At 48.4% G+C, this 26,476-nt stretch carries 19 protein-coding genes and 1 pseudogene; 10 read left to right on the top strand and 10 right to left on the bottom strand.

The window, feature by feature from the left end:
* Positions 1-100 precede the first annotated feature (100 nt).
* Positions 101-1,210, bottom strand: coding sequence for an adenosyl-hopene transferase HpnH (gene hpnH, locus EKO24_RS18150; RefSeq protein WP_127027642.1), 1,110 nt, complete (start codon positions 1,208-1,210; stop codon positions 101-103).
* Between the two features lie 476 nt (positions 1,211-1,686).
* On the opposite strand from hpnH, the gene EKO24_RS18145 reads away from it, so the two are divergent.
* The 9 genes from EKO24_RS18145 to gloB all read left to right on the top strand — a co-directional run bounded on the left by EKO24_RS18145 (position 1,687) and on the right by gloB (position 14,644).
* The gene (locus EKO24_RS18145) at positions 1,687-2,787 is read left to right on the top strand and encodes a phytoene/squalene synthase family protein (RefSeq protein WP_127027641.1); all 1,101 of its coding nucleotides are present in this window, start codon (positions 1,687-1,689) and stop codon (positions 2,785-2,787) included.
* Positions 2,788-2,798: 11 nt separating this feature from the next.
* On the top strand, positions 2,799-4,802 hold the full coding sequence (gene shc / locus EKO24_RS18140) for a squalene--hopene cyclase (RefSeq protein WP_127027640.1): 2,004 nt from the start codon (positions 2,799-2,801) through the stop codon (positions 4,800-4,802).
* The gene (locus tag EKO24_RS18135) at positions 4,799-5,518 is read left to right on the top strand and encodes a phosphorylase family protein (protein WP_127027639.1); all 720 of its coding nucleotides are present in this window, start codon (positions 4,799-4,801) and stop codon (positions 5,516-5,518) included. The genes shc and EKO24_RS18135 overlap by 4 nt, the downstream gene beginning before the upstream one ends.
* A 5-nt stretch (positions 5,519-5,523) precedes the next feature.
* Positions 5,524-8,133: an MMPL family transporter gene (locus EKO24_RS18130; RefSeq protein WP_241674646.1), complete on the top strand. Its 2,610-nt coding sequence runs from the start codon at positions 5,524-5,526 to the stop codon at positions 8,131-8,133.
* 16 nt (positions 8,134-8,149) lie between these two features.
* Entirely contained in the window at positions 8,150-9,535 is a 1,386-nt protein-coding gene (locus EKO24_RS18125) for an aspartate aminotransferase family protein (protein WP_127027638.1), read from the top strand.
* A 236-nt stretch (positions 9,536-9,771) separates the two neighbouring features.
* Complete coding sequence (locus EKO24_RS18120) at positions 9,772-10,128, top strand: copper resistance CopC family protein (RefSeq protein ID WP_127027637.1); 357 nt, start codon at positions 9,772-9,774, stop codon at positions 10,126-10,128.
* Between the two features lie 9 nt (positions 10,129-10,137).
* Positions 10,138-11,775 carry a copper resistance D family protein gene (locus EKO24_RS18115; RefSeq protein WP_127027636.1) on the top strand — a complete coding sequence of 546 codons (1,638 nt, stop codon included), beginning with the start codon at positions 10,138-10,140 and terminating at the stop codon, positions 11,773-11,775.
* A gap of 1 nt (position 11,776) precedes the next feature.
* The gene (dxs, locus tag EKO24_RS18110; protein ID WP_127027635.1) at positions 11,777-13,639 is read left to right on the top strand and encodes a 1-deoxy-D-xylulose-5-phosphate synthase; all 1,863 of its coding nucleotides are present in this window, start codon (positions 11,777-11,779) and stop codon (positions 13,637-13,639) included.
* Positions 13,640-13,879: 240 nt separating this feature from the next.
* Positions 13,880-14,644: a hydroxyacylglutathione hydrolase gene (gene gloB, locus EKO24_RS18105; RefSeq protein WP_127027634.1), complete on the top strand. Its 765-nt coding sequence runs from the start codon at positions 13,880-13,882 to the stop codon at positions 14,642-14,644.
* 171 nt (positions 14,645-14,815) lie between these two features.
* Here gloB and lysS read toward each other — a convergent pair whose 3' ends face one another.
* The 9 genes and pseudogenes from lysS to EKO24_RS18060 all read right to left on the bottom strand — a co-directional run bounded on the left by lysS (position 14,816) and on the right by EKO24_RS18060 (position 24,428).
* A complete protein-coding gene (gene lysS / locus EKO24_RS18100; RefSeq protein ID WP_127027633.1) occupies positions 14,816-16,315 on the bottom strand; it encodes a lysine--tRNA ligase in 1,500 nt (499 codons plus the stop codon).
* Positions 16,316-16,396: 81 nt separating this feature from the next.
* Complete coding sequence (locus tag EKO24_RS18095; RefSeq protein ID WP_127027632.1) at positions 16,397-16,870, bottom strand: hypothetical protein; 474 nt, start codon at positions 16,868-16,870, stop codon at positions 16,397-16,399.
* On the bottom strand, positions 16,849-17,265 hold the full coding sequence (locus EKO24_RS18090) for a DNA-binding protein (protein ID WP_127027631.1): 417 nt from the start codon (positions 17,263-17,265) through the stop codon (positions 16,849-16,851). The genes EKO24_RS18095 and EKO24_RS18090 overlap by 22 nt, the downstream gene beginning before the upstream one ends.
* 7 nt (positions 17,266-17,272) lie before the next feature.
* Positions 17,273-18,371, bottom strand: a protein-coding gene (gene prfB / locus EKO24_RS18085) for a peptide chain release factor 2 (RefSeq protein ID WP_127027630.1) whose coding sequence is annotated in 2 segments (ribosomal slippage) — positions 17,273-18,295 and positions 18,297-18,371 — 1,098 coding nt in all. Because the reading frame shifts where the segments join, the coding sequence is not laid out codon by codon here.
* A 182-nt stretch (positions 18,372-18,553) separates the two neighbouring features.
* Positions 18,554-19,291 (bottom strand): SAM hydrolase/SAM-dependent halogenase family protein, encoded by a 738-nt coding sequence (locus EKO24_RS18080; protein ID WP_127027629.1) that lies wholly within the window; start codon positions 19,289-19,291, stop codon positions 18,554-18,556.
* A 146-nt stretch (positions 19,292-19,437) separates the two neighbouring features.
* Positions 19,438-20,247 (bottom strand): annotated as a pseudogene (gene ttcA, locus EKO24_RS18075) (tRNA 2-thiocytidine(32) synthetase TtcA); the annotation flags it as partial.
* A gap of 146 nt (positions 20,248-20,393) precedes the next feature.
* Positions 20,394-21,617 carry a beta-ketoacyl-ACP synthase I gene (gene fabB, locus EKO24_RS18070; protein ID WP_127027628.1) on the bottom strand — a complete coding sequence of 408 codons (1,224 nt, stop codon included), beginning with the start codon at positions 21,615-21,617 and terminating at the stop codon, positions 20,394-20,396.
* A gap of 11 nt (positions 21,618-21,628) precedes the next feature.
* Positions 21,629-22,144: a 3-hydroxyacyl-[acyl-carrier-protein] dehydratase FabA gene (fabA, locus tag EKO24_RS18065; protein ID WP_127027627.1), complete on the bottom strand. Its 516-nt coding sequence runs from the start codon at positions 22,142-22,144 to the stop codon at positions 21,629-21,631.
* A gap of 82 nt (positions 22,145-22,226) precedes the next feature.
* The gene (locus EKO24_RS18060) at positions 22,227-24,428 is read right to left on the bottom strand and encodes a lytic transglycosylase domain-containing protein (protein ID WP_241674639.1); all 2,202 of its coding nucleotides are present in this window, start codon (positions 24,426-24,428) and stop codon (positions 22,227-22,229) included.
* 125 nt (positions 24,429-24,553) lie between these two features.
* Between EKO24_RS18060 and EKO24_RS18050 the strand changes: the two genes are divergently transcribed.
* On the top strand, positions 24,554-26,407 hold the full coding sequence (locus EKO24_RS18050; protein WP_127027626.1) for an ABC transporter ATP-binding protein: 1,854 nt from the start codon (positions 24,554-24,556) through the stop codon (positions 26,405-26,407).
* Positions 26,408-26,476: the final 69 nt, after the last annotated feature.

The following is a 26,476-nucleotide window of genomic DNA, read 5'->3' as shown; positions in this document are numbered from 1 at the left end:
TTAGCCTTTAGCCTTTAGCCTTTAGCCTTTAGCCTTTAGCCTTTAGCCTTTAGCCTTTAGCCTTTAGCCTTTAGCCTTTAGCCTTTAGCCTAAATAAATTTTAATCGACAGCCTCTACCCTCACAGGAATCCCTGCGATGGTTGACGACACTTTTTCTTTTGCATACTGAGGAGTGGCTTCCGGTACCATTGCCCCCTCGGTTTTTGGGCCCCTGATGGATGTCAGCAATGCTTTTATAGGATGGCTTAACATATCTTCAACGGCAGTTGCTTCATAGCCGCAATGCGCCATGCAACTTGCGCATTTAGGATTATTAACAGTGCCGTATTTATCCCAGGGCGTAGTATCCAAAAGTTCTTGAAAACTTTGCACATAGCCTTCATCGGCCAACAAGTAGCAGGGTTTTTGCCAGCCGAACACGTTGCGGGTAGGATTGCCCCACGGCGTACAATTGTAACTTTGGTTACCGGCCAGGAAATCAAGGTACAGCGACGAATGGTTTAATTTCCACTTACGTTTTTTACCGATTTTGAAAATCCCCCGGAATAAGTCTTTAACATCGCTGCCTTTTATAAATACATCTTGCTGAGGCGCACGTTCATAACTGAAGCCCGGAGCAATCGTTACGCCTTCCACGCCAAGTTCCATTGCATAATCCAGGAAGTCGGCAACTTCCTTGGCGCTTTCACCTTGAAACAAAGTGCAGTTCACGGTGACCCTAAAGCCCTTTTTCAACGCCAGCTTTATAGCTTCAACAGCCCGTTCAAAAACACCTTCCTGACACACGGAGGTATCATGCCTTTCCTGCATACCATCCAAATGGATTGAAAATGTCAGATAAGGGGACGGTTTATAATCGTCTATTCTCTTTTTCAATAACAGGGCATTGGTGCAAAGGTAAACAAATTTCTTCCGCGCGATAAGGCCTTCAACAATTTGCGGCATTTCTTTATGGATAAGCGGCTCTCCGCCAGGAATAGACACCATCGGCGCACTGCATTCGTCCACGGCCTGCATGCATTCTTCAAACGAAAGACGCTTATCGAGAATATCATCGGGATAATCGATTTTACCGCAGCCTGCACAGGCCAAATTGCAACGGAACAAAGGCTCAAGCATTAGCACCAAAGGATATTTTTTAGCTCCTTTCAACTTCTGCTTAATCAAATAACTACCTACAGTCAACTGCTGACGTAAAGGAACTCCCACAAGCAAACCCTCCAAAAAACCTTAATAAACTAAATGACGCCCATTATAAATGACCGTCTTGACAACCACATGTACGGAAAGAAAAAAATGTACCAATAAAGCAACAAGCAAATAATATTCACAAAAATACAACAACCTAGCATTTTTTAAAGGTGGAATTTAAGGAATATCGACAAGCCTGTTATATAATACAAGCGCTTACCTGTTGTGATTAGAATACTATTTTTTAACTGGGGACTCCAGTTTTATAATATAGAGATATAAATACCTTACCCAAATAACATCTTTAGACGTTCGGCAAAACACGCCCAAAATAACCATAAGCTGTTATTTTTATTAAAAATAAACCTCACTAACAAAACGTCGAATTCACATATTTGCAACAAAACAACATTGCTTTGCAAAATACCAACAAACAGTCTATTATTGCCATTTATTAATTTGAATTAACCGTGCACGTCGACATCAAAAATACCATGAGTGACACTCAACTATCTTTGGATAACCCAAAATCACTCAGCAAATTATCTGACGATCAATTTCAAGCCGTATTGCTCGAAGGCGTCTCCAGAACATTTGCGCTAACCATCCCGCAACTGCCGGAAAAGCTGTATAGCGCTGTCGCTAATGCCTATCTGTTATGCCGGATCGTCGACACCATAGAAGATGAAATTTCCCTATCGCCGCAACAAAAAAAATATTTTTGCTCCGAATTTATTCAGGTCGTTAAAACCGGCAACCATGCAGAGCTGTTTGCCGTAGATCTGGCGCCGCTGCTTTCCGAGCAAACCATCCCGGCCGAACATACCTTGATACACGTACTGCCGAGGGTTATTCAAATCACGCATAAATTTGAGCCCGAGCAAATCGAAGCGCTCGCTTGCTGCGTGGAAACGATGGCGGAAGGCATGCCTATCTTTCAAGCGCAAGACCTGCACGGCGGACTTGCAACGCTGCCCGATATGGACAGATATTGCTATTACGTTGCCGGTTGCGTCGGCGAAATGCTGGCCAAGCTTTTTTGCCATTACTCACCGGAAATTGCACAACACAAAGACGAATTGCTTAAGCTGTCGGTGTCTTTCGGCCAGGGCTTGCAGATGACCAACATATTAAAAGATATTTGGGATGACGCCGGACGCGGCGTTTGCTGGTTACCTCAGGATATTTTTACGGAAACGGGGTTTGATCTTAAGAACCTGACACCGGAAACTAATAACAAAAACTTCAGAAAGGGCCTGGAACACCTGATCGGCATTGCTCATGGTCATTTACACAATGCATTAAGGTATACGCAACTGCTTCCTTCCCACGAAACCGGCATCCGTAATTTCTGCCTTTGGGCGCTGGGAATGGCCGTTTTGACCTTAAAAAAGATTAAACAAAACCTGGATTTCACCCATTCCGACCAAGTCAAAATCACCCGCAACAGCGTTAAAGCAACGATTCTTGCCACTCGATTGACCGGACGTAGCAACGCCATGCTTAACTTACTTTTCAATTTGACAAGTCGCGAACTCAAGACGCCTGACTGGACATATTCAACACAATCCTCAAAAGACAACATAAAACTTTAAGGACGTAACTTATGTTTAACGAAGCCAACTCAGAGATAACTATCGGCACTATTTCCAGTTCATCTACCGCCGGCAACCATGCATCCGACCTCGAACGCGCCATTAGCAAAGCGCAGGATAAATTATTAAGCCTGCAAAGCGAAGACGGTTACTGGGTATTTGAACTGGAAGCGGACTGCACGATTCCATCAGAATACATCATGATGATGCACTATCTGGGCGAAATCGATGAAGCGCTTCAGGCCAAAATTGCCAATTATTTAAGGCCCCGCCAATCCGAAGACGGCAGTTATCCGTTGTTTACCGGCGGCCCTGGCGACATTAGTTGCAGCGTTAAAGCCTATTACGCGTTAAAAATGGCAGGCGATTCTATCGACACGCCGCATATGACGCGCTTGAGAAACTATATTCTCAGCCAGGGCGGCGCAGCCAAAGCCAACGTATTCACGCGCATTGCCTTGGCGACTTTTGAACAGCTGCCTTGGCGCGGCGTTCCGTATATCCCGGTTGAAATCATGCTGTTTCCGAGCTGGTTTCCGTTCCACCTGGATAAAGTATCGTATTGGTCAAGAACCGTTATGGTACCGTTATTTATTCTTTGCACTTTAAAGGCAACAGCTAAAAATCCTAATAAAGTTAGCATACTGGAACTTTTCATCACTCATCCTGACGAAGAAAAGCACTATTTTCCCGAAAGAACAACTTTAAATAAGATATTTCTAGGCTTGGATAAACTGGGACGGGTAACGCGTCCGTTGATTCCGAAAAAAGCCCATGAATTGGCGATTGAAAAAGCCAAAGACTGGTTTATTGAGCGCCTGAACGGCGAAGACGGGCTGGGCGGGATTTTCCCGGCCATGGTCAACGCTTACGAAGCCATGCTGCTGTTGGGTATGCCTGCCGATCATCATCACGTCGTCACCGCCCGTAAAGCTATCGATAAATTATTGGTTATTAATGAGCATGACGCTTATTGCCAACCTTGCCTCTCCCCGGTTTGGGACACAGGACTCGCGGCATTGGCTCTACAGGAAGCCGACAAAACCGGCAACAGCCAAAGCTTGGCTCGCGCCTACGATTGGCTTAAAAGCAAGCAATTATCCGACGAACCCGGCGATTGGCGGATTTCCAAGCCTGACTTAGCAGGCGGCGGCTGGGCGTTTCAATTTGAAAACCCGTATTATCCCGATGTCGACGATACGGCAGTAGTGGCCTTTGCGATGGCGGAGTCCAATCTGCCACATATGGATGAACCAATACACCGGGCAACACGCTGGATAGTCGGCATGCAATCCAAGAACGGCGGCTACGGCGCGTTTGACGTTGACAACACTTATTACTACCTGAATGAAATCCCGTTTGCCGATCATGGCGCGCTATTAGATCCTCCTACATCCGATGTTAGCGCACGGTGCGCGATGCTGATGGCCAGAGTAGCGCAGGATCATGAAGAATATTTACCTGCATTGGAACGTACTATCGAATACCTGCGTAGTGAACAGGAAGCAGACGGCTCGTGGTTTGGCCGCTGGGGCACTAACTATATCTACGGCACATGGTCGGTATTGCTTGGACTGGAGCAAACCAACCTGCCTAAAACCGACCCGATGTTTACCAAAGCCGCAAAATGGCTAAAAAGCGTACAACGCGGGGATGGCGGCTGGGGTGAAGATAATTACAGCTACCACGACACCAGCCATAGCGGGAAATACCGTTTCAGCACCGCGTTCCAGACAGCTTGGGCTGTTTTGGCGCTGATGGCCGCAGGCGAAGCTCACAGCCACGAAGTAAAAGCAGGCATTGATTTCCTGTTGCGCAACCAGAAAGCTGACGGCGTATGGAATGACGAATGTTTTACCGCGCCCGGTTTTCCGAAAGTTTTTTACCTGAAATACCACGGTTACGACAAATTCTTCCCGCTTTGGGCCTTGGCTCGCTATCGTAACGAGCTTAATCGCCACGCCGGTTCCCTACCGGCTAGTGGCATACACACCATCCCTGGCGATAAAAATTGATCACCGGCATTGTCGTTGCTTTACCGGAAGAACTCAGCACCCTGACCTCAAAGAAAATTGGCAAGGGGTGCTGTGTTTTTATTAGCGATAAAATCGTACTCGCCTATTCCGGCGCAGGCGCCGATAATGCCCGCGCAGCTTCCGAATTACTGATTGCGCAAGGCGCCGCGCAACTAGTCAGCTGGGGATGCGCTGCCGCGCTGACCGAATTCCTAATCCCCGGCGACCTGGTCTTGGCCGATACCCTGATCGATGCCGAAGCCAATCAAATCCGCATTCACAATGACTGGTTCGAGCTAGCTAAAAACCTGCTCTCAACCCGTCTAAAAATCCATACCGGCAGTTTAGCTGAAAGCCTTGGCATTGTGGCCGCAGCCGCGGATAAAAAGCATTTGCACACCCAAACCGGCGCCATTGCAGTGGATATGGAAAGCATTGCCGTCGCAAAAGTCGCCCGGCAAAACAATGTGCCTTTTATAGCTATCCGAACCATTGCCGATCCGGCCGGCATGGATTTACCTAAAGCTATCAATCATTCCCTTAATGATCAAGGCGACATCGTTCTCGCCAAGTTACTGCTATTTCTTGCGCTACACCCTGCCGAATTACCCGGCCTTATCAAACTGGGCCTACATTTCAACGCCGCCAAAAACACATTGAAATCGGTCGCCAAACAGCTCGACCGTTTGACCGCTCTAGCCAGCCAAGACCGATAATCGACATGTCATCTTTTTTTAACACCCTGATCAGCTGGTGCGAGCGGCAAATCATGCGCTGCCCATGGACGCTGCTATTGCTGTCGCTTTTACTGTGCGGCGGCACGCTGTACTACACGCTTAAGAACCTGGAAATTAATACCAACACCGCTGAAATGCTGTCACCCGACTTGCCGTTTCAGCAAAACCAGGCGCACTTTAACCAGGCATTTCCCGAAGACGCGACGACCATTATTTTTGTCGTTGAAGCCGGTACGCCGGAAGAATCCTCGCAGACTGCCGTCAAGCTTAGCGAGCAGCTAAACCTGGCAGACGATCGTTTTGATTCCGCCTACATACCCACCGACAATGCTTTTTTCAGGCAACAGGCATTGCTTTATCTCGACCGGAAAGACCTGGATAAGTTTGCCAAAAAACTGACCGATGCCCAGCCGTTTATAGGCCATTTGGCTCAAAATTATCATCTCGAAGGCTTATTCGGCATTATCGGCCAAGCGCTAAACCGCCATGACAATGCCTTGCCCATGGACTTGAACCCAATATTGTTTGCGATTGATGAGGTGTTGAAAAACCAGTTAAACGGCCAAGCGCACTATTTATCCTGGCAGAACATACTTTCCGAGAACAAGCCGGACGAACAAAAAACATTTAACCGGACTATCGTTATCGCCAAACCTAAAATGCATTTTAATGAAATGCTGCCGGCCGATGTCGCGCTATCGGCAGCGCGCGACATCAGTCGCGCTATCATGGCGGAGAATCCTTCGGTCAATATCCGCATGACCGGCGAAACCGCATTGGAACACGAAGAACTGGAGAGCGTGACCAAAGGCGCCACCCTGTCAGGGGTGCTGTCGTTGATTTTAGTATTCGGAGTGCAATGGATAGGCCTGCGCTCGGTAAAATTATTGATTACAACCTATATCGTTCTGGTCATGGGCTTGATATTCACGGCCGGGTTCGCAGCCATTACCGTCGGCCACTTAAACGTTATTTCAATTGCCTTTGCCAGTTTATATATCGGGTTGGGCGTCGATTACGCGGTACACATTTGCCTGCACTACCGTGAAGGCAAAGCCGACGGCCTATCGAACAGCGAAGCGATCCTGATCAGCATCCGCGACGTCGGCTCGTCTTTGTTCTTATGCGCATTGGCCACCGCGATCGGTTTTTTCGCCTTTATACCAACGGACTATGCCGGCGTATCCGAACTCGGCGTTATTTCCGGCGGCGGCATCTTTATCGGCCTGATTATTTCGCTGACTGTGCTGCCGGCGCTGTTTTGCGTTTTTTCGGTTGAAAACGTAAAGCCGATACGCTCGCCGTTAACCCCGAAATTTATCATTACCTTTCCTTTCCGCTTTTCGACAGGCATTAAAATCGTTTCGATCTTGTTAGGCATCGGCGCCTGCTACGTATTAACAGACCTAAGCTTTGACTACAATCCGATCAATCTCAGGGACCCCAACAGCGAATCGGTCGTAACGATTAAAGAGCTGTTAACGTCCAAAACCGACTCGCCTTTTGCGTTGACCGCGCTGGCAAGCAGCCTTGAAACGGCAAACAAAATTACCGGCCAACTGGCGGAGCAACCCTCAGTCCATCAAACAATAACCCTGGAAAGCTTTGTCGCTAAAGATCAGGACGAAAAGCTGGCAACGATTGAAGATTTAAATCTGATGCTGGGCGGACAACTCAAAAATTTCGACAACACACTCGATACGGCAAACCAGCGAGACGCATTGATTAAGTTCAATGACGCGCTTAAAAAGGCTATTTCCGAAAAATCGCCTAATGTGCCTGAACAAACCTTACAGCAGCTGCAACAGCGCATCGATGCATTCATCGCCCAGATCGATGGCACGCAAACGCCGGCAGCAGGCTACGTACAGCTGGAAAAAAATATCCTGGGTTTGCTGCCGTTTACGCTGGAACGTCTTAGAACGAGCTTGACCGCAATTCCATTCGGCCTGGATGACTTGCCGCAGGAAATAAAATCGCACTGGCTTAGCGCCGGCGGCCTTTATAGAGTCCTGATCATGCCTGAAAAAGACCAAAACCAAGCGGATAACCTGAAAGAATTCGTGACCCAAGTACAAACCGTTGACAGCAATGTGTCGGGCCTGCCGATTATCAATCAAGCCGGCGGCGACGCGATAGTCAACGCATTTATTAAAGCCTTTAGCGGTGCCTTTGTTGCGATTGTGATGTTATTATTGCTCATGTACAGAAGCATCAAAAAAACCTTATTGATTATCATGCCATTGCTGCTGGCCGCCTTATTGACCGGCGCAACTAACGTATTGCTGGATAACCCTTTCAATTTCGCCAATATCATCGCCTTGCCCTTGCTGCTGGGCATGGGCATCGATAGCAGCATCCTGATCATGCACAGGCACCATTCCAATTCGTGCGAAGATGAAAACTTGCTGCAAAGCAGCACCACCCGAGGCATTATTTTCAGCTCGATAACCACCTTGTGCAGTTTTTCAAGCCTTGCCTTCACCGCTCACCAGGGCATGGCAAGCATGGGTTTAGTATTGGCCATCGGCCTTACTTTCACAGTGATGTGTTCTTTAATAGTCCTGCCTGCTTTTAGCGGCAAAAGCATTTAATTTTTTGAGGTACCTAATGTCATTCAGCATCTCCGAACTTTTTTCTCAACACAGCACTGATAAATTCGATCTGCACGAACAGCATTTAAACACCCAAATGGTCAAAGTGTTAAAGACCATTGGTTATGACCGCCATTACCAAAAGGCTGTCGGACAATATCTCTACGACCAGGAAGGTACCGAATACCTTGACTTGCTGAGCGGTTTCGGTGTATTCGCGATCGGCCGCAATCATCCAACCGTTGTCAGCGCGTTAACCGAGACTTTAACGCTGGAATTGCCGAACCTGGTGCAAATGGACGTATCGGTACTGAGCGGATTGCTGGCGCAGGAAATCCTGAAAACCACGCCGGACAACCTGAACAAGATGTTCTTCTGCAATTCCGGAACCGAGTCCGTCGAAGCGGCAATCAAATTCGCCCGCTATACCACCAAGCGCGAAAAAATCGTCTTTTGCGAACACGGCTATCATGGCTTGACCATGGGTTCGCTGTCATTAAACGGCGAAAACATTTTCCGCGAAGGTTTTGGCCCGTTGCTGCCCGGTTGCAGCGCCATTCCATTCAACGATTTGGCAGCATTAGAAGAAGCTTTAAGCGGCAAAGACGTGGCCGCGTTTATCGTCGAACCTATCCAGGGCAAAGGCGTCAACGTACCTGACGACAATTATTTGCCGGAAGTCGAACGCCTGTGTAAAAAATACGGTACGCTGTTTGTTGCCGATGAAGTTCAAACCGGCTTGGGCCGTACCGGAAAGTTTTGGGCCATCGACCACTGGAACGTCAAACCTGACATGATCTGTATGGCCAAAGCCTTGTCCGGCGGATTTGTCCCGGTTGGCGCAGTCGCTATCACCCAGAAAATCATGGATACCGTTTACAACCGTATGGACCGGGCTGTCGTGCATGGCTCCACGTTCTCCAAAAACAATATGGCGATGGCGGCCGGACTTGCCACGCTGCATGTGATGGAAGACGAAAAACTGGTCGAAAACAGCATGAAGGTCGGCACCGACATTATCGACAGCCTGAACGCGATGACAGGCAAATATGAGTTCCTGAAAGAAGCGCGCGGCAAAGGCATGATGATTGCGATTGAATTCCAATCGCCGAAGAGCCTGAAACTCAAAGCCGCCTGGGCGATGCTGGAAGCCGCCAACAAAGGCTTGTTCTGTCAAATGATCACGATTCCTTTGTTTAAAGAGCACCACATATTAACCCAGGTCGCAGGACACGGCATGAATGTGGTTAAACTGTTGCCGCCGTTAAACCTAACGCAAAAAGACCGCGACACTATCGTCAACTCATTCGATAAAGCTATTGCCGATACTCACCAAATTCCAGGCTCGATATGGGATTTAGGCAAGAATCTGGCGAGTCATGCATTGAAAGGAAAAAAATAAGAAATAGAACACGGATGACGGGAATTAAACGGATTTACACGGATTTTGTTATACCCCAAAAGGGCATAAGTAGGGTTTGAGCGGACAAGCCGCTCAACTCAGCTTTATACCCAAAGGGCATAAGTTTCGTTTGAGCGGGCAAGCCGCCCAACTCAGCTTTATCCGTGTTTATCAGTTATATCCGTGCTCCATTATTAATAGTCTACATCCGTAAATAGTTACAGACTGGAAAAGTAATGAAAAAGTCATTTCAATTCATTTTATTATTTTTAACATTGTGCCAAGCACATTGGGCCGCCGCTCATGCGGTGATAACCGACTATTCGTTAAAAATGACGCCGATTCATGCCAACAGCCCGGCAAACGTCGAACTATCGTTTAATTCCCATATAGAACTGAGTTTGTCGCAAATCTTCCTGGTCAGTAAAGGCGATAAGCACCAATTGTTACAAAGCGACGCCGGCAGCAAGCAAGGCCAGATTATTATCCATGTTCCGCCGCTGGAACCCGGCGATTATGCGCTCAGATTCAAAATCTTCGCGGCTGACGGTCATTTGACTGAAGACGTTATTCACTTTTCCGTTTCCCAATAGGAGTTAGCAATGGCCGGCATAGCTGATTTTCTCGATTCTCTTATTGGCGGGGTTGACCTGATTTGTTATTCATTAATCATCGGCGGCCTGTTTTGGGGGATTTTTGTATTGCGTCCGTGGCATTACCAAGACGGATACTCATCCGCATTATTGCAAAGAACCGTTGCCCTTCTCTATAAAGGCGGTTTTTGGCTGGCTGCGGCTCAACTATTCAAAATCATCCTTAAAGTTTGGCTGATGACAGCCGTGCTTGAGCGTTGGCCTTTTCCTGAATTCGCCGACACAGTGCAATTCATAGGCGGCATCATTCGTACCGTGCTGACTGTATTTTTGGCCGGCTATTGCTACCAATACCTGAGCCAAAATTCTTTTTCCAAACAGCATTGGCTTACCGCCGGCGTTGCAGCCCTGCCGATGGTTATTTCAGGAGCATGGCTGGTTCATGGCGCGGGCCGTTTTGAAAATCAAGTTACGTTGATGTCGCTGACGGTTATTCACCAACTGGCCGCAGCAGCCTGGATAGGCGGCGTTTTCCAATTGGTTAATCTGTGGCTATTGCGTAACGGCAAGCAAGTTCCGGAGACATTATGGACATTATTGCTAAAAAGATTCTCCGCTTTCGGCATAGCCTCGGTCGCGATGATCTTGATCTCAGGCTTGCCGATTGCACTGCAATATATTGATACCTGGAATGGCCTGATCGGCACCGGCTACGGCAATCTATTGATGGTAAAGATTACGTTAATGGCCATCGCTTTGGGATTTGCGTGGTTGAATAGGTCCGCCGTATTGGAATTCGGTTTTTCCGGCAACAGTCACGCATTAAATAACCGCGTGCCTTATTACGTCGAAGCGGAAACCTTTGTTTTGGTCACCCTGCTCTTTACTGCAGCCAGCCTCGCTTCCCAGCCTCCGGCCATAGATATTCCAAGCCTGACCGCAAGCTGGCAGGAGGTTCTTAACACTTTCCACCCGCAGATACCACGAACCAGCTCGCCTACGCATACCGCGTTGATTGCCGGCGAAGCAGGACGAGTCGCAATTGTCGGCCAGATTCCTTCGCTGGCAGCAACCGAATGGTCGAACTATAACCACAATATCGCCGGCATTTTCCTGACCGTGATGAGCTTCTTTGCAATGTTGTCCTATGTTCAAAAACCGGGATTCGAAAAATTCAAATACTGGCCGTTGGGCTTTGTACTGCTCGGTATTTTCCTGTTTTTCCGTAGCGATGCCGAAACTTGGCCTTTAGGCCCCATCGGCTTTTGGGAAAGCACTTTCAATAATGGTGAAGTACTGCAGCACCGGATTGCTACTTTACTGGTATTTGTGCTCGGCATTATGGAACTGAGCGCCCGGATAACCAAAAATCCGGACAGCAAACTGCCTTTTATTTTCCCGTTGCTGGCGGCTTTTGGCGGTTTAATGTTGCTTACGCATTCCCATGTGGGCTTTCAACCCAAAAGCGCCTTCCTTATCCAGGTCGGTCATACTATGATGGGGATATTTTCCCTGATTCTGGCCTGTGGCCGTTGGCTGGAATTAAAATTGGACAGACCGGGCAAGGATATTGCCGGTTTTATTTCTGTTGCCGCTCTGTTTCAGATTGGCATCATCCTGATGTTCTATCGCGAACCTCTTTATTAATATGAATACATTACAAAACTATCCTTTGCTCAAAGACATCAATACCCCTGCCGATGTACGCAAGCTGTCGAAAAGCCAGCTTAAGCCTTTGGCGGCAGAACTGCGCGAATATTTAACCCATACCGTCAGCATTTCCGGCGGCCATTTTGCCGCCGGCCTGGGTACAGTTGAATTAACGATAGCCTTGCATTACGTATTCGATACGCCGTCCGATCAGTTGGTCTGGGATGTAGGCCATCAGGCTTATCCGCATAAAATTTTGACAGGCCGTAAAGAACGGATGACGACTATCCGTACCCGGGACGGTGTATCCGCATTTCCTAACCGGGCAGAGAGCGAATACGATGCGTTCGGCGTCGGCCATTCCAGCACTTCGATCAGCGCTGCCTTGGGCATGGCGATTGCGTCCGAGTTAAAAGGCGAGGACAAGAAAATGGTCGCAATCATCGGCGACGGCAGCATCACCGGCGGCATGGCGTTTGAGGCAATGAATCATGCAGGCGCTCTGGACGCCAACCTACTGGTGATACTGAACGATAACGACATGTCAATCTCGCCGCCGGTCGGTGCGATGAATAATTACCTAACCAAGATTTTGTCCAGTAAATTCTATTCGTCGATGCGCGAAGGCAGTAAAAAAGCCTTGAGCAGCATACCCAGCGTCTGGGAATTGGCTCGACGCACCGAAGAGCATATGAAAGGCATGATCGTGCCGGGCACCTTGTTCGAGGAGCTGGGTTTTAACTATATCGGCCCGATTGACGGCCACGACATCGATATGCTGGTATCGACGCTGGAAAACCTGAAACATATTACCGGGCCGCGCTTTTTACATATCGTCACGCAAAAAGGCAAAGGTTATCCGCCGGCGGAGAAAGATCCGTTGGCTTATCACGGCGTACCGGCTTTCGATCCGACCAAGGATTGCCTGCCTAAATCAGCGCCCTCCCCGCATCCGACTTACACCGAAGTATTCGGCGAGTGGCTGTGCGACATGGCGGCAAAAGACGAACGCTTATTGGGCATTACGCCTGCTATGCGTGAAGGTTCCGGGCTGGTCAAATTCTCGGAATGTTACCCAAGACGCTACTTTGACGTTGCGATTGCCGAACAACATGCGGTAACGCTGGCTGCCGGACAAGCTTGCCAAGGCGCCAAACCGGTCGTCGCGATTTATTCGACATTCTTGCAACGGGCTTACGACCAGATGATCCACGACGTCGCCCTGCAAAACTTGGATGTATTGTTTGCGTTGGACCGCGCAGGTCTTGTCGGTCCCGACGGCCCAACCCATGCCGGCAGTTTCGATTATAGCTATATGCGCTGCATCCCCAATATGCTGGTCATGGCGCCTGCCGACGAAAACGAATGCCGACAAATGCTCTATACCGGCTTTTTGCATGAAGGCCCTGCATCGGTGCGCTATCCACGCGGCAAAGGCCCCGGCGTGGCGGTCAACAAGACGATGACAGCGTTGCCGATAGGTAAAGCCGAAGTGCGCCATCAAGGCAGCCGCATCGCGATCCTGGCTTGGGGCAGCATGGTTACTCCGGCGATGGAAACCGGCAAACAACTGGGAGCCACGGTGATCAACATGCGTTTCGTCAAGCCCATCGATACCGAACTGGTGCTTGAGTTAGCCAAGACTCATGAAGTATTGATTACTGTCGAAGAAAACGTACTGGCCGGCGGCGCCGGCAGTGCCGTCAACGACTTTCTGCAAGCGCAACAAATCCTAATGCCGGTGCTGAATATCGGCCTGCCGGACAGCTTTGTCGAGCAAGGTACAAGGGAAGAATTACTGGCCTTGTGCGGTCTCGATACACAAGGAATTCTGGCTCAGGTTGAGAAGTTTTGCGCTTAACGATATTGCAGGAATAAATACTTTCCTACTGCGAAAGAACTCTATGTTGGGCATAATTTTATGCCCAACATCCAATATAGCGACTGGTTTAACTCGCTCTCGGGCCGCGAAAAACAGCAGTCCGCTCCCGCTTAGCGATATTTATGACTCTATCCAGTCAATGGCTCTATGTTAGGATAAAGCATATTTATCACCTCTCGATTAATGATTCTTTAACCTGCCGCCAGTAAGAGCTAAAACATGCTGACCATCCTCCATCTGCCCGTCCTAAACGACAATTACATCTACCTGCTCCATGACCCTGTATCCGGTGAAACCACTGCTGTAGATCCCGCTGTTGCCCAGCCGGTTCTGGATGTTCTGGAACAAAATAATTGGCAATTAACTTATATTCTAAATACCCATCATCATCCCGACCATGTCGGCGGCAATCTGGAGCTGAAACAACTTACCGGCTGCACGGTTATTGCAGGGCTTTCGGACCAGCATAGAATCCCCGGCCTTGATCGCGGCGTTGTTGACGGCGATGTGGTAATGCTTGGCAAACATACAGCTAAAGTTATATCGACTCCCGGCCATACCAGCGGTCATGTTGTTTATCATTTTGCTGACGACAACGCGCTGTTTTGCGGAGATACGCTGTTTGTGATGGGCTGCGGGCGGTTGTTTGAAGGCACTGCCGAACAAATGTGGCATTCATTGCAGAAATTAAAGACCTTGCCTTCTTCCACGCAAATCTATTGCGCCCATGAATATACCCAAACCAATGGCCGGTTTGCGCTAACGGTAGAACCGGATAACCGGCAGTTACGACAACGAATGGAAGTAATCAATCAATTGAGAGCGAACCGGCTGCCGACAGTGCCGTCGACGATAGAACAAGAACTTGCGACTAACCCGTTTTTCAGGGAAGACAGTTTAACGTTGCGGGAAACTATTAAGATGGTAAATAAAACGCCGGTGGAAGTTTTTGCAGAAATCAGGCGTTTGAAGGACTGTTTCTGACTGATATAACAAAAATTATACAGATGCACCACGAAGGCACGAACAGCTGCATGAAAGCAGGAGGTAGAATTGCGTCGGGAACAGCAATCGAGAGCAACGCAGGAGCGGGTTGCTCCACCTCCTGCATCCTTGCAGTCGTTCGTGGTGAATTGATCGGTATCCTGCTGCCACTTATCCCTTAGGCCGCATATGCGGAAACAACAGTACATCGCGTATTGACGGCGCATCGGTGAACAGCATCACCAAACGGTCGATGCCTATGCCCTCGCCTGCGGTGGGCGGCATGCCGTGTTCCAGCGCGACGATATAGTCGGCATCGAAATGCATCGCTTCATCGTCACCGGCCTCTTTTTCCTCAACCTGTTTTTGGAAACGCGCAGCCTGATCTTCGGCATCGTTCAACTCGGTAAAACCGTTGGCAATTTCCCGGCCGCCGACAAAAAACTCAAAACGGTCGGTCACATGCGGGTCTTTATCATTGCGTCTTGCCAGCGGCGACACTTCAACCGGATACGCGGTAATAAACGTCGGATTCATCAACCGGCTTTCGACGGTTTTCTCGAAAATCTCAATTTGGATTTTGCCTAGACCGTAGCCGTCTTTGACCGGAATGTTCAGCTTTCTAGCCACTTCAGCGGCGGCTTCGCGGGCGGCAAGATTTTCCGCTGTTAACTCAGGGTTAAAATGCAGAATCGACTCGACCACGGTCATCCGCTCGAACGGCTTGCCGAAATCGTATTGCTCACCTTGATAAGTAATCATGGTTTGCCCTAACACTTCCATCGCGACACCGCGCAACATCGCTTCGGTTAAATCCATCAACTCATGGTATTCCGCATAAGCCTGGTAAAACTCCAGCATCGTAAATTCGGGGTTATGACGGGTCGATAAACCTTCATTACGGAAGTTGCGGTTAATTTCAAACACCCGTTCAAAACCGCCGACAACCAGGCGCTTTAAATACAATTCCGGCGCAATACGCAAGTACAGTTCCATATCCAGCGCGTTATGAAAAGTCGTAAAAGGACGCGCCGTTGCTCCACCGGGGATCATTTGCATCATCGGCGTTTCAACTTCCAGAAAATTACGCTCAATCAAAAACTGGCGAATATACGCGACGACCTTCGAGCGGGTCAAAAAGGTATTACGCGATTGCTCGCTCATGATCAAATCCAGATAGCGTTGTCTGTATTTGATTTCCTGATCGGCAATACCGTGAAATTTTTCCGGCAACGGCCGCAAAGCTTTGGTCAGTAGGCGAATATCGTCAACTTTAACGCTGAGTTCGCCGGTCTGGGTTTTAAACAATACACCATCCGCGCCGACGATGTCGCCTATATCCCATTTCTTGAACTGCTCGTTGTAGAAACCTTCCGGCAGCGCGTCGCGAGTTACGTAGAGCTGAATCTTTCCGGACATGTCCTGAATATGGCAGAAACTGGCTTTACCCATCACCCGGCGGGTCATCATGCGTCCGGCCAGCTTCACCCGCAACGGTTGTTCTTCGAGTTCTTCCTTGGATTTTTCGCTGTATTCGGCCAGCAATTCGCCCGCAACTACATTGCGGCGAAAATCGGTAGGAAAGGCAATACCGCCATTCTCACGCAACTCGTTCAATTTGCTGCGGCGTTGTCTGATTTGTTCTTGTTCGTCGTGCTCGATTTCTGACATGATTTAATAGTTATAAAGTTAAAATAATCTTTTTATTTCATCCATAGAATTAAGTGGCTGACTGCATCACATCAATTTTTCCTAAGGACTTAGAGGTGGGGCAGCATTCTTCGTTGTTGCGCTAGGAACATTATTTCCAAGTAAAACCCAGTCCATTCGATAAAGGTACATATCTTCAATATAAACCCCCCCTAGCGTATTCCTGCCAAGTCTATTATTTCCAAGCATAGCGTCGTCGCCTAAAACACTGCGTTTTATCGCTTTGACAATACGGTTATTAGTATCGCTTACACTAATGTCGTGCAACGCAATCACTTTTTCATCAGGCCTGGCAGACTCATTAATGTCATTAATGCGCTTGTAATAGCTTCTAGGTCCTTCGCTTTCAACAAGCGGCGAAACTATTGTCAATTTCCAAGTTTTATCTTCGGCATCCAATAACCAAAAAGCGGCTTGCACTTTTGCATCGCTTGCGTCTAATTGCCTTATCAAAGACTCACCGGCTAAAAGCATCTCATCCGAGAACCATTGCGTCATAAAAATTTCTTTAGCCACGGCAATACTCCTGATTCGTTGTCGGTAATTGCAGTAAAAAGATCATACGCTTCTGGTTTTGTAATGGCGCCTTTATAGCGAGACTCCTCTGACCATTCAACAACAACTGCCCAATTTAATTTGAATTCTTTATTTCGTTTTTCTTCTTCAGCTAGTTTCTGTTTCAACCCGGCAGTAATAACGAGATCGGCAAGCTTGTGGGTGTAACAGTCATTGGCGAGTTTTTTATCTGGAAAGTCGAACTCTTTAACTTGCTTGGCAATACAGGCTTTTAATAGACATTCCACCGCATAGCCTACCAAATAGTAGGCCCCCTGATAACAATCCGCAGTTAAAAGAACACCGGCCTCTTTTATTCTGAGTGCAGCTAAATTTTCAAGCTCAGTTTTATTCACAACGGCTCTATAAACCGCTCTTCAAGCTGGCCTCGATAAACTGATCCAAATCGCCATCCAGAACCGCTTGGGTATTGCCTGTTTCAACGCTGGTGCGCAAGTCTTTAATCCTTGATTGATCCAAAACGTAAGAACGAATCTGGCTGCCCCAGCCGATATCCGACTTGCTGTCTTCCAATACTTGCTGGGCCTCGTTACGCTTACGCATTTCCAGCTCGTACAATTTAGCTTTCAATTGCTTCATCGCGGTATCGCGGTTTTTATGCTGTGAACGGTCGCTTTGACATTGCACAACGATTCCGCTCGGATTGTGGGTGATACGCACGGCCGACTCGGTCCTGTTGATATGCTGGCCGCCGGCGCCGCTGGCACGGTAAACATCGACCCGTAAATCGGCTGGATTGATGTCGATGTCGATGTCGTCGTCGATTTCCGGCGATACGAATACGGAGGCAAACGAAGTATGACGGCGATTGCCTGAATCGAACGGCGATTTTCTGACCAAGCGATGCACGCCGGTTTCGGTGCGCAACCAGCCGAACGCATATTCGCCTTCAAACCTGATCGTGGCGCTTTTGATGCCGGCCACATCGCCTTGCGACTCTTCAATCAGTTCGGTTTTAAAACCTTTCTGCTCACCCCAACGCAAATACATGCGTTCGATCATTGACGCCCAATCCTGGGCTTCTGTGCCGCCTGAGCCGGACTGTATATCCAAAAACGCGTTATTGGCATCCATTTTGCCTGAGAACATGCGGCGAAACTCCAGGTCTGCCACTCTTTTTTCGAAGTGTTCCAAATCGTCGACGACTGTTTGAACCGTTTCCTCATCGCCTTCTTCAACCGCCATCAGCAACAGTTCTTCCGCATCGGCAAGGCCGCGCTCCAGTTCGTTGATGGTGTTGACGATAGCTTCCAACTGCGTGCGCTCTTTGCCCAATGCCTGCGCTTCTTCCGGGTTATCCCAGATTTTCGGGTTTTCCAGCTCTCTTAAAACTTCGACTAAACGTTCACTCTTGACGTCAAAGTCAAAGATACCTCCTAAGCGCATCGCCACGGCTTTTTAAGTCGGCTATTTTGTTTTTGATCGGATTTATTTCTTGCATGAGGTGTATTTAACCAATGACAGTCGGGACCAAGTGCGGGTATCGGCATTTGGTCGATGAAAAACTTTAGGGGGGCAATTATAAACTATAAGCCGAACCTGTTCATCCCAAGTTACCGGCTTAAAGCTATTAAGTTAAGGAATTAGTTGCAGTTTTAACCACGCCACCAAAGTCGGCCATGTTCAGAAAATAGATGAAAAACCGACCCGCATTCCCAACCTCAAAGCCAACTGCTGCTCTGCACGGCCTTTATTGACTGCAATTTCGACCAATCCACTGGAGTTTTGGTACCAGAATGCTTGCAGTGCTCCGACATCACTGAAAGTATCGGCTTGCCTGATTACAATCCCGTTAATATTTAAAACCTTGCCAATGAAGTCTTCCCGATAACGCAATCCGGTCATTGCGTTGCCGTAGTGGTCGAAATAAATCACTTCGGCTAAATCCTGGGACCAATCGCATAACTCGTTTCGCTCAAATGGCAGCAATGAATCATCTGCTTGGTTGACAGCCAGCTTGGCGGCAATCGGGGCAAATATATCCCGACCGTGAAAACTCATCGAACAATGTTGCGGGTGCCAGACAATTTCCAACCATTGCGTGTTTTGAGACTGCAAAGCAACTGTATTCAGCAAGCCGTTATCCGGCCCGACAAAAGTCTGTCCGTCAGCGTGTAAAACCACTGCCCGGCGCTCGCTGCCAACGCCTGGATCAACAACACACAAAAAAATACTGTCGGCCGGAAAACTGTAGCGCAATGCGGCCAACAAATAGGAACTCAATCGAGGATCTGCTATCGGAGCATTGCTCAACAGATTGATAATAGGAACATTCGGCGCTGCCAGCCTTAGCACCGACTCCATTTGCCCGGCGTAAGGTCCGGACGGGCCAAAATCGGTAAAAAGGACAATGCAGGTCACTGCGCCAATACGTCCAACCCGGCATTCGCCGAATCAGTTCCCGACTGGCAAGCGGCATGAATACCATCCCTGGCGATCGCTGCACCAGTTCCCGACTGGCCTGCAGCATACACACCATCCCTGGCGATAAATGTCATAACCTGCTCTTCATCAGCTTGCCGGCTGCGCGTTAACCCGGCAAAATCAAATAACTGCGTATCCGCCAATTGTGAAGGCGCGACGTTTTGCAGGCTGGAAAAGATGGTTTCCAATCGTCCGGGAAACTGTTTATCCCATGTTCTTAACATCGCCTTCATGGCTTGGCGTTGCATATTTTCCTGGGAACCGCATAAGTTGCACGGAATAATCGGATAGTTTTTAAATACCGCAAGACGTTCGATGTCCTTTTCTCGGGTGTATGCCAAGGGTCTGATAATGATGTTCTTTTTATCGTCACTCAACAGCTTGGGCGGCATCGCTTTTAATTTACCGCCGTAAAAAATATTCAGGAAAAAAGTTTCGAGTATGTCGTCGCGATGATGGCCCAAAGCAATTTTGGTGACGTTATTCGCTTCGGCATAACCGTAAAGGGTGCCGCGGCGCAAACGCGAACATAATCCACAGGTGGTATTGCCTTCGGGAATCACCCGCTTTACCACGCTGTAAGTGTCTCTTTCGATAATATGATAAGGCACTCCCAACGATTCAAGATATTCCGGCAATACATGCTCCGGAAAACCGGGCTGCTTTTGATCGAGGTTAACAGCAATCAGTTCAAACTCAACCGGTGCGGTTTTTTGCAAATGCATCAGGACGTCCAACAATGTGAACGAATCCTTACCGCCGGACAAGCACACCATGACCTTGTCGCCGTTCTCGATCATGTTGTAATCGGCAATCGCATCGCCGACCGTGTGCCGCAATTTTTTTTGCAGCTTATTGAACTGGGTTCTGGATTTTTGGTTTAGGTCTGACATGGTCAGAGATATGGAATACTCGAAAAAGGAAACTAAAAATCAGCACACGAATGACATGGCTTTAACTGATTAACACGGATAAAAAAGATAAATCCGTTTAAATCCGTCTTATCTGTGTCATCCGTGTTCTATAAAATGCGGAACGATTAACCGTTGTATCGCTGAAAAATCAGTGTCGCGTTGGTGCCGCCAAAGCCGAAGCTGTTCGACATGACCGTATTTAACGTGATGTTGTCTTTACGCTCACACACTATCGGAATACCTGCCGCGCCCGGATCAAGCTGGGTGATGTTGGCTGAAGCGCTGAGGAAGTTTTCTTCCATCATTAACAGCGAATAAATCGCTTCGTTAACACCCGCCGCACCTAACGCGTGGCCTGTCAGAGATTTTGTCGAACTGACCAACGGTACGTCGTCTTGGCCGAACACGGTACGCAAGGCTTCGAGTTCCTTGGTATCGCCGACCGGCGTGCTAGTGCCGTGAGCGTTGATATAATCGACCTTACTGCCGCCGATAGTCGCCATTGCCTGCTGCATGCACCGCACCGCGCCTTCGCCCGACGGTTGAACCATGTCGTAACCGTCGGAAGTTGCGCCATAACCGGTCAGTTCCGCATAGATTTTCGCGCCGCGCGCTTTGGCATGTTCCAATTCTTCAATGACCAGAACACCGCCGCCGCCGGAGATCACAAAACCGTCGCGGGTTTCGTCGTAAGGTCTTGAGGCTGTTGTCGGCGTGTCGTTATATTTGGAAGACAACGCGCCCATCGCGTCAAATAACATCGACATGGTCCAATGAACTTCTTCGCCTCCGCCTGCAAACACGACATCCTGCTTACCCATCTGAATCAATTCCATTGCATGGCCGATACAGTGAGCGCTAGTTGCGCATGCAGAACTAATCGTATAATTGACGCCTCTGATTTTATAAGGCGTTGCCAAACAAGCGGTATTGGTGCTGGACATGCTTCTAGGCACCATATAAGGGCCTACTTTTTTAATGCCTTTTTCGCGCAAAATATCAGCCGCGTCGACAATGTTGGACGTTGAAGGACCGCCGGACCCCATCACCAAACCGGTTCTGAAATTCGACACATCCGACTCATCCAAACCGGAATCGTCGATCGCTTGCTGCATCGCAATATAATTAAATGCAGCGCCGTCGCCCATAAAGCGTTTTATTTTACGATCGATGAATGCATCCAAATCGATGTTGATAGGGCCATGAACATGGCTGCGGAAGCCCATTTCCTGATAAACGTCGGCAAAAGCAATTCCTGAACGGCCTTCTCTTAAGGAATCGACAACCTCCGTTCTGTTATTCCCAATACTGGAAACAATGCCCAGACCGGTAACTACGACTCTTTTCATGGTTAATGCCTCTAAAAATCTTCTGTGGAAGTAAACAAACCAACCCGTAGATCGGTAGCCTCATAAATCACTTTGCCATCGACTTCCATGGTGGCATCAGCAATACCCATAACCAACTTCCGCATTATTAATCTTTTTAAATTAACCCGATAAATCACTTTTTTAGCGGTAGGCAATACTTGTCCGGTAAATTTAACTTCACCCACGCCTAAAGCCCGTCCTTTACCGGGACCGCCCATCCAGCATAAAAAGAAGCCGACCAATTGCCACATTGCATCCAAGCCCAAACAACCTGGCATCACTGGATCGCCTTGAAAATGGCAATCGAAAAACCATAAATCGGGCGTTATATCCAGCTCAGCAATGATCTCGCCTTTTCCGTATGCACCGCCCTCATCGGTAATAAGGGTAATACGATCCATCATTAACATATTTGGTAGAGGCAATTGCGCATTTTTCGGCCCGTACAGTTCTCCCCTGCCGGACTTCAACAATTCTTCGCGCGTAAAACTGTGCTGTTTACCCATACTCTTCTGATACCTTAACGTAATTATTATTATTCTAAACTGCTCATTATCTAACAGACCTCGAAAAAAATCAGCTCTATTTTTAGCCTGGCAACACGTCGAGCATCAATTCTTTTATCTTCAACGCATTTCTTTGCATAAGCTGCTGATAGATAATGCTGTACGAAAGCACCGACGTTACATATTTCCTGGTTTCCTTAAAAGGTATCGTTTCTATCCAAATATCCGCGGGTACAGGCTCGACACTTGGCAGCCATTTAGACACTCGCCCGGCCCCCGCGTTATACGCGGCAATTGCCAAGGCGAAATGACCATGGAATTGTTTTAGCAGCTGCTTGTAATAGAAAGCACCATACCTGACATTCACTCCGGGATTAAACAGAACGCTGTCCGATCGCCATTTCTCCTTCAAGTCGCGGGCTATTTGCATGCCGGTTTTAGGCATAACCTGCATTAAGCCCCGCGCGCCAACAGCCGATTCGGCATTTTTATTAAAAATGCTTTCCTGCCGGATCAAACCAAAGACAATAGCCGGATCGAGATTATGTAGAGAAGCATTAGTATGAACTTCATTCGCATAATAAACGGGAAAACGCAAAGCCAAGTCATCCCAATAGTCGGCTTTAACCAATGTAGCAATGGCCACCTGGTCCCAATGCCATTGCTGGGCTAATTTGGCGGCGATCATCATGCGCTCTTTGCTTAGCTTTTTTACCGCATACCACCATTGCCGCTCGGCCTCCATATCCCTGTTCAACGCCTTAAACTCACTAACCATTTTAAAATCGGTTTCATCGGCCAGATTGCTTAGCTCGCTTGCGGTCAAAAAAATCGGCTTATTAGCAAATTGATAAGGCTTGTTAACGTAATCGGCAGCTAGAAAACCGTAAAAACTGCGGTCTTCAGCGAGCTTAAGATAAGCATCTTTCGCCTGTATGGAGTTCCCGGTTTTATCCAACAACCTGGCTTGCCAGTATTGCCATTTAGGATCCAATCGTTCCTGGACCGTCAAACCCGCCAACGCCTCGCCGACATGCTGCCAGTTTTGTTCAAGCAAAGCCGCGCGCATTTTCCACTCATTAACTTCAGCATCGGCAGGCAGTTGACTCAATCGAAAATAGGCGCCCGGATTTCGGCTACGAGCCAGACTTATCGCGAGATTACGCTCCAAATGCCGGGCAGTTTGCTCATCTATCTGGAAGGTAACTTTTCTATCATCCCAAATTCGAATAGCCAGATTTAAATCGGACTTTGCCAGCCGCTCTATGCCATGGGCAAAGAGCTTCCCCATTTGTGGAGTCAAACGCCCTGCCTGCTCGGGGCAGGCTTGCGGCATACACACCATCCCTGGCGATAAAACATTATTTTCGATTAGTTCAGGCTTTTGGTGAATCCTTAGCCAAACGTCGGCAGCATCCTGATCGGTTCTGCTCATAGACCGGCGAACATATTCAGCCACGGAAACGTTATCTTTGCGCAGGGCCAGCTCAAACCGTTGCCATATCAGTTCCGGCGTAAAACGGGGAGACATCATCAACACAGACAATAACGGATCGCATTCTTGCGGTAACGAGTCTCCAGTCAGCCATAAACGTTCAGCTTCGCTCAGTGCCTGCTGTTCGTTGCCGGTTTTATAGCGGGCCAGGTTATATTCGCATTCAAGAGCGGTATTTTCGGTTACTTTTGACACGACGATTGCCGGCAGGCTTACTGGGGCAGGCACAACGTCATTGACAATTGCCGGACTTGTTCCCGCCGAGACTGAAGCAGGTCCACTATCGTTGGCAATCGCCACAACAGTTCCCTGCTGGCTCGCGGCATACACACCATCCCTGGCGGTCGCCGCGCCAGTTCCCGACTGGCCTGCGGCATACACACCATCCCTGGCGATTGCCGCGCCAGTTCCCGACTGGCTTGCGGCATACACACCATCCCTGGCGATATAATTGCGGATGAAATCTGGCCATTGTTCATTCTTAGCCAAATAATCCAGCCATTTGGACCTCAATAATCCGGCATAACGAGTGTCTTTATAGACGGCCAGAAAAGATTGAATTTGATCGGCTTGATGCAAATTATCCTTCAGCCACTGGTATTGCAGATAGGGATACAGAGGATAATTCAGCAAAGCGGCACTGGCGCGCATGAACGCATCAACATTGCCTTGAGCAAGCAGTTTTTCCGCCTGCAAAAAATCGTTTCTTTGTTGGTCGAGCGTATTGCCGGATACGGCATCGGAAAAAAGAAGCGGACATAACAGCACAATCCACGCCAAACATTTCATATTTCACTCACAATAAATATATTTTTATACCCAAAGAGCATAAGTTTCGTTTGAGCAGACAGGCTGCTCAACTCAGTTTTAAAAATGTTATAATCAAGCGCTTCAAAACCTCCCTATCCAATTCCGTGCAATCGAAACAGATTCCCCCGGCGTACAACTGGAACACTATCTACAAAATTGCGCTAGAGCATAAAAAAGAGCTTATTGCTTCTCATTTTATCGCCATTCTAGCTACTATTGCCAACGTTCCGGTGCCGTTGCTGATGCCGTTACTGGTTGATGAAGTGCTGCTGCATAAACCCGGCATTATTATCCAGACCGTCAACCTGTTTTTTCCCGTCGCTTGGCAACTCCCCATTCTTTATATCAGCGTTATTTTACTGATCAGCCTTATCCTGCGCATCATCGCGATTATTTTCAACATTATCCAGACCCGGCAGTTTTCGTGCATTGCCAAGGATATTGTATTTCGCATCCGCGCCAACCTGATCGGGCATTTGCAAACTATTTCGATGTCCGAATACGAAAGTCTCGGCACCGGCACCGTGGTCACCCATCTGGTCAAAGACCTCGACACGCTCGATACTTTTATCGGCTCTACCGTCAGCAAACTGCTGGTAGCCGTACTGACCGTTATCGGCACCGCCGTCATATTGTTATGGATGCACTGGCAACTGGGGCTGTTTATCCTGTTACTGAATCCCGTGGTCATTTACTTCACCCGCGTTATCGGTTCCCGCGTTAAAGATCTAAAGTCCAAGGAAAACTCCGCTTTTGAAGTTTTCCAGCAGTCATTGACTGAAACCCTGGAAGCAATCCATCAAATACGCGCCAGCAATCGCGAGAAACATTATTGCCATCAATTAATTGAGTCCGCCCGCTCTGTTAAAGATTTTTCCACCGCGTTCGCCTGGAAAAGCGATGCCGCGACACGCTTAAGTTTTCTGGTGTTCCTGTTCGGCTTTGACATATTCCGGGCCTGCGCGATGCTGATGGTGTTTTATTCGGACCTCAGCATCGGACAAATGCTGGCAGTATTCGGCTATCTCTGGTTCATGATGGCGCCGGTCCAGGAAATACTGAGCATCCAATATGCTTTCTATGCCGCCAAAGCCGCGTTAGTTCGGATCAATCGCCTTAACGCACTGAAACAGGAGCCGCATTATCCTCACCTTGAAAATCCGTTTTTAAATAAAAAAACCGTTTCTTTGCGCGTAGAAGACTTGCATTTCAGCTATGGCGATGACCAATTCGCCGGAAGCGAAGTGACATTTACCCGCAGGGTGCAGAACAAGGCAGACCAGCATGACAAAGTGCTCGACGGCATCCATTTAAGAATCCCGGCCGGAGAGAAAGTTGCGTTGGTCGGCGCCAGCGGCGGCGGCAAATCGACATTGATACAAACCTTAATCGGCCTGTATCCACCCGATAGCGGCCGGATTTACTTTGACGAAGTACCTATTGATCGCATCGGCCTTGAAGTGGTCAGGGAAAATGTTGTCACCGTACTGCAACACCCTGTCCTGTTCAACGACACCATCCGCGCCAACCTGACATTAGGTAAAACGGCTAGCGATACAGCGTTATGGAATGCGCTTGCCATCGCCCAATTAAAAGATACTGTTCAGGAACTGGAGCAAGGACTGGACACTATCGTCGGCCGGCAAGGCATGAGGCTCTCCGGCGGGCAGCGGCAACGTATGGCCATTGCCAGAATGATCGTTGCCGATCCTAAAGTAGTCATTCTGGATGAAGCGACCTCGGCATTGGACAGCGAAACGGAGCGCAATCTGCATCAGGCGCTGGCTGAGTTTTTAAACGGCCGTACCACGATCATCATTGCCCATCGTCTGAGTGCAGTGAAACAAGCCGATCATGTTTACGTGTTTGAACAAGGTAAAATCTGCGAACATGGACAACATGAGACCTTACTCAACCAGAATGGTCTGTATGCAAAACTCTATGGCGAGTACCAATAACGCAGATGAAAGGCGCAAGGCAAAAGGCGGAGAGCTCTTTTGCCTTGCGCCTTTAGCCTTTGACCTAAA

The sequence above is a fragment of the Candidatus Methylobacter oryzae genome, assembly GCF_003994235.2.
Classification (GTDB): Bacteria; Pseudomonadota; Gammaproteobacteria; order Methylococcales; family Methylomonadaceae; genus Methylobacter_A; species Methylobacter_A oryzae.
This window is presented reverse-complemented; position numbering and strand designations above follow the sequence as displayed.

Bases quoted from the DNA above. Each gene is read 5' to 3' on its own strand.
- shc (WP_127027640.1), top strand. From the start codon at position 2,799: ATGTTTAACGAAGCCAACTCAGAGATAACTATCGGCACTATTTCCAGT.
- EKO24_RS18120 (WP_127027637.1), top strand. From the start codon at position 9,772: ATGAAAAAGTCATTTCAATTCATTTTATTATTTTTAACATTGTGCCAA.
- dxs (WP_127027635.1), top strand. From the start codon at position 11,777: ATGAATACATTACAAAACTATCCTTTGCTCAAAGACATCAATACCCCT.
- lysS (WP_127027633.1), bottom strand. From the start codon at position 16,315: ATGTCAGAAATCGAGCACGACGAACAAGAACAAATCAGACAACGCCGC.
- EKO24_RS18125 (WP_127027638.1), top strand. From the start codon at position 8,150: ATGTCATTCAGCATCTCCGAACTTTTTTCTCAACACAGCACTGATAAA.
- fabB (WP_127027628.1), bottom strand. From the start codon at position 21,617: ATGAAAAGAGTCGTAGTTACCGGTCTGGGCATTGTTTCCAGTATTGGG.
- gloB (WP_127027634.1), top strand. From the start codon at position 13,880: ATGCTGACCATCCTCCATCTGCCCGTCCTAAACGACAATTACATCTAC.
- EKO24_RS18115 (WP_127027636.1), top strand. From the start codon at position 10,138: ATGGCCGGCATAGCTGATTTTCTCGATTCTCTTATTGGCGGGGTTGAC.
- EKO24_RS18145 (WP_127027641.1), top strand. From the start codon at position 1,687: ATGAGTGACACTCAACTATCTTTGGATAACCCAAAATCACTCAGCAAA.
- fabA (WP_127027627.1), bottom strand. From the start codon at position 22,144: ATGGGTAAACAGCACAGTTTTACGCGCGAAGAATTGTTGAAGTCCGGC.
- EKO24_RS18130 (WP_241674646.1), top strand. From the start codon at position 5,524: ATGTCATCTTTTTTTAACACCCTGATCAGCTGGTGCGAGCGGCAAATC.
- EKO24_RS18060 (WP_241674639.1), bottom strand. From the start codon at position 24,428: ATGAAATGTTTGGCGTGGATTGTGCTGTTATGTCCGCTTCTTTTTTCC.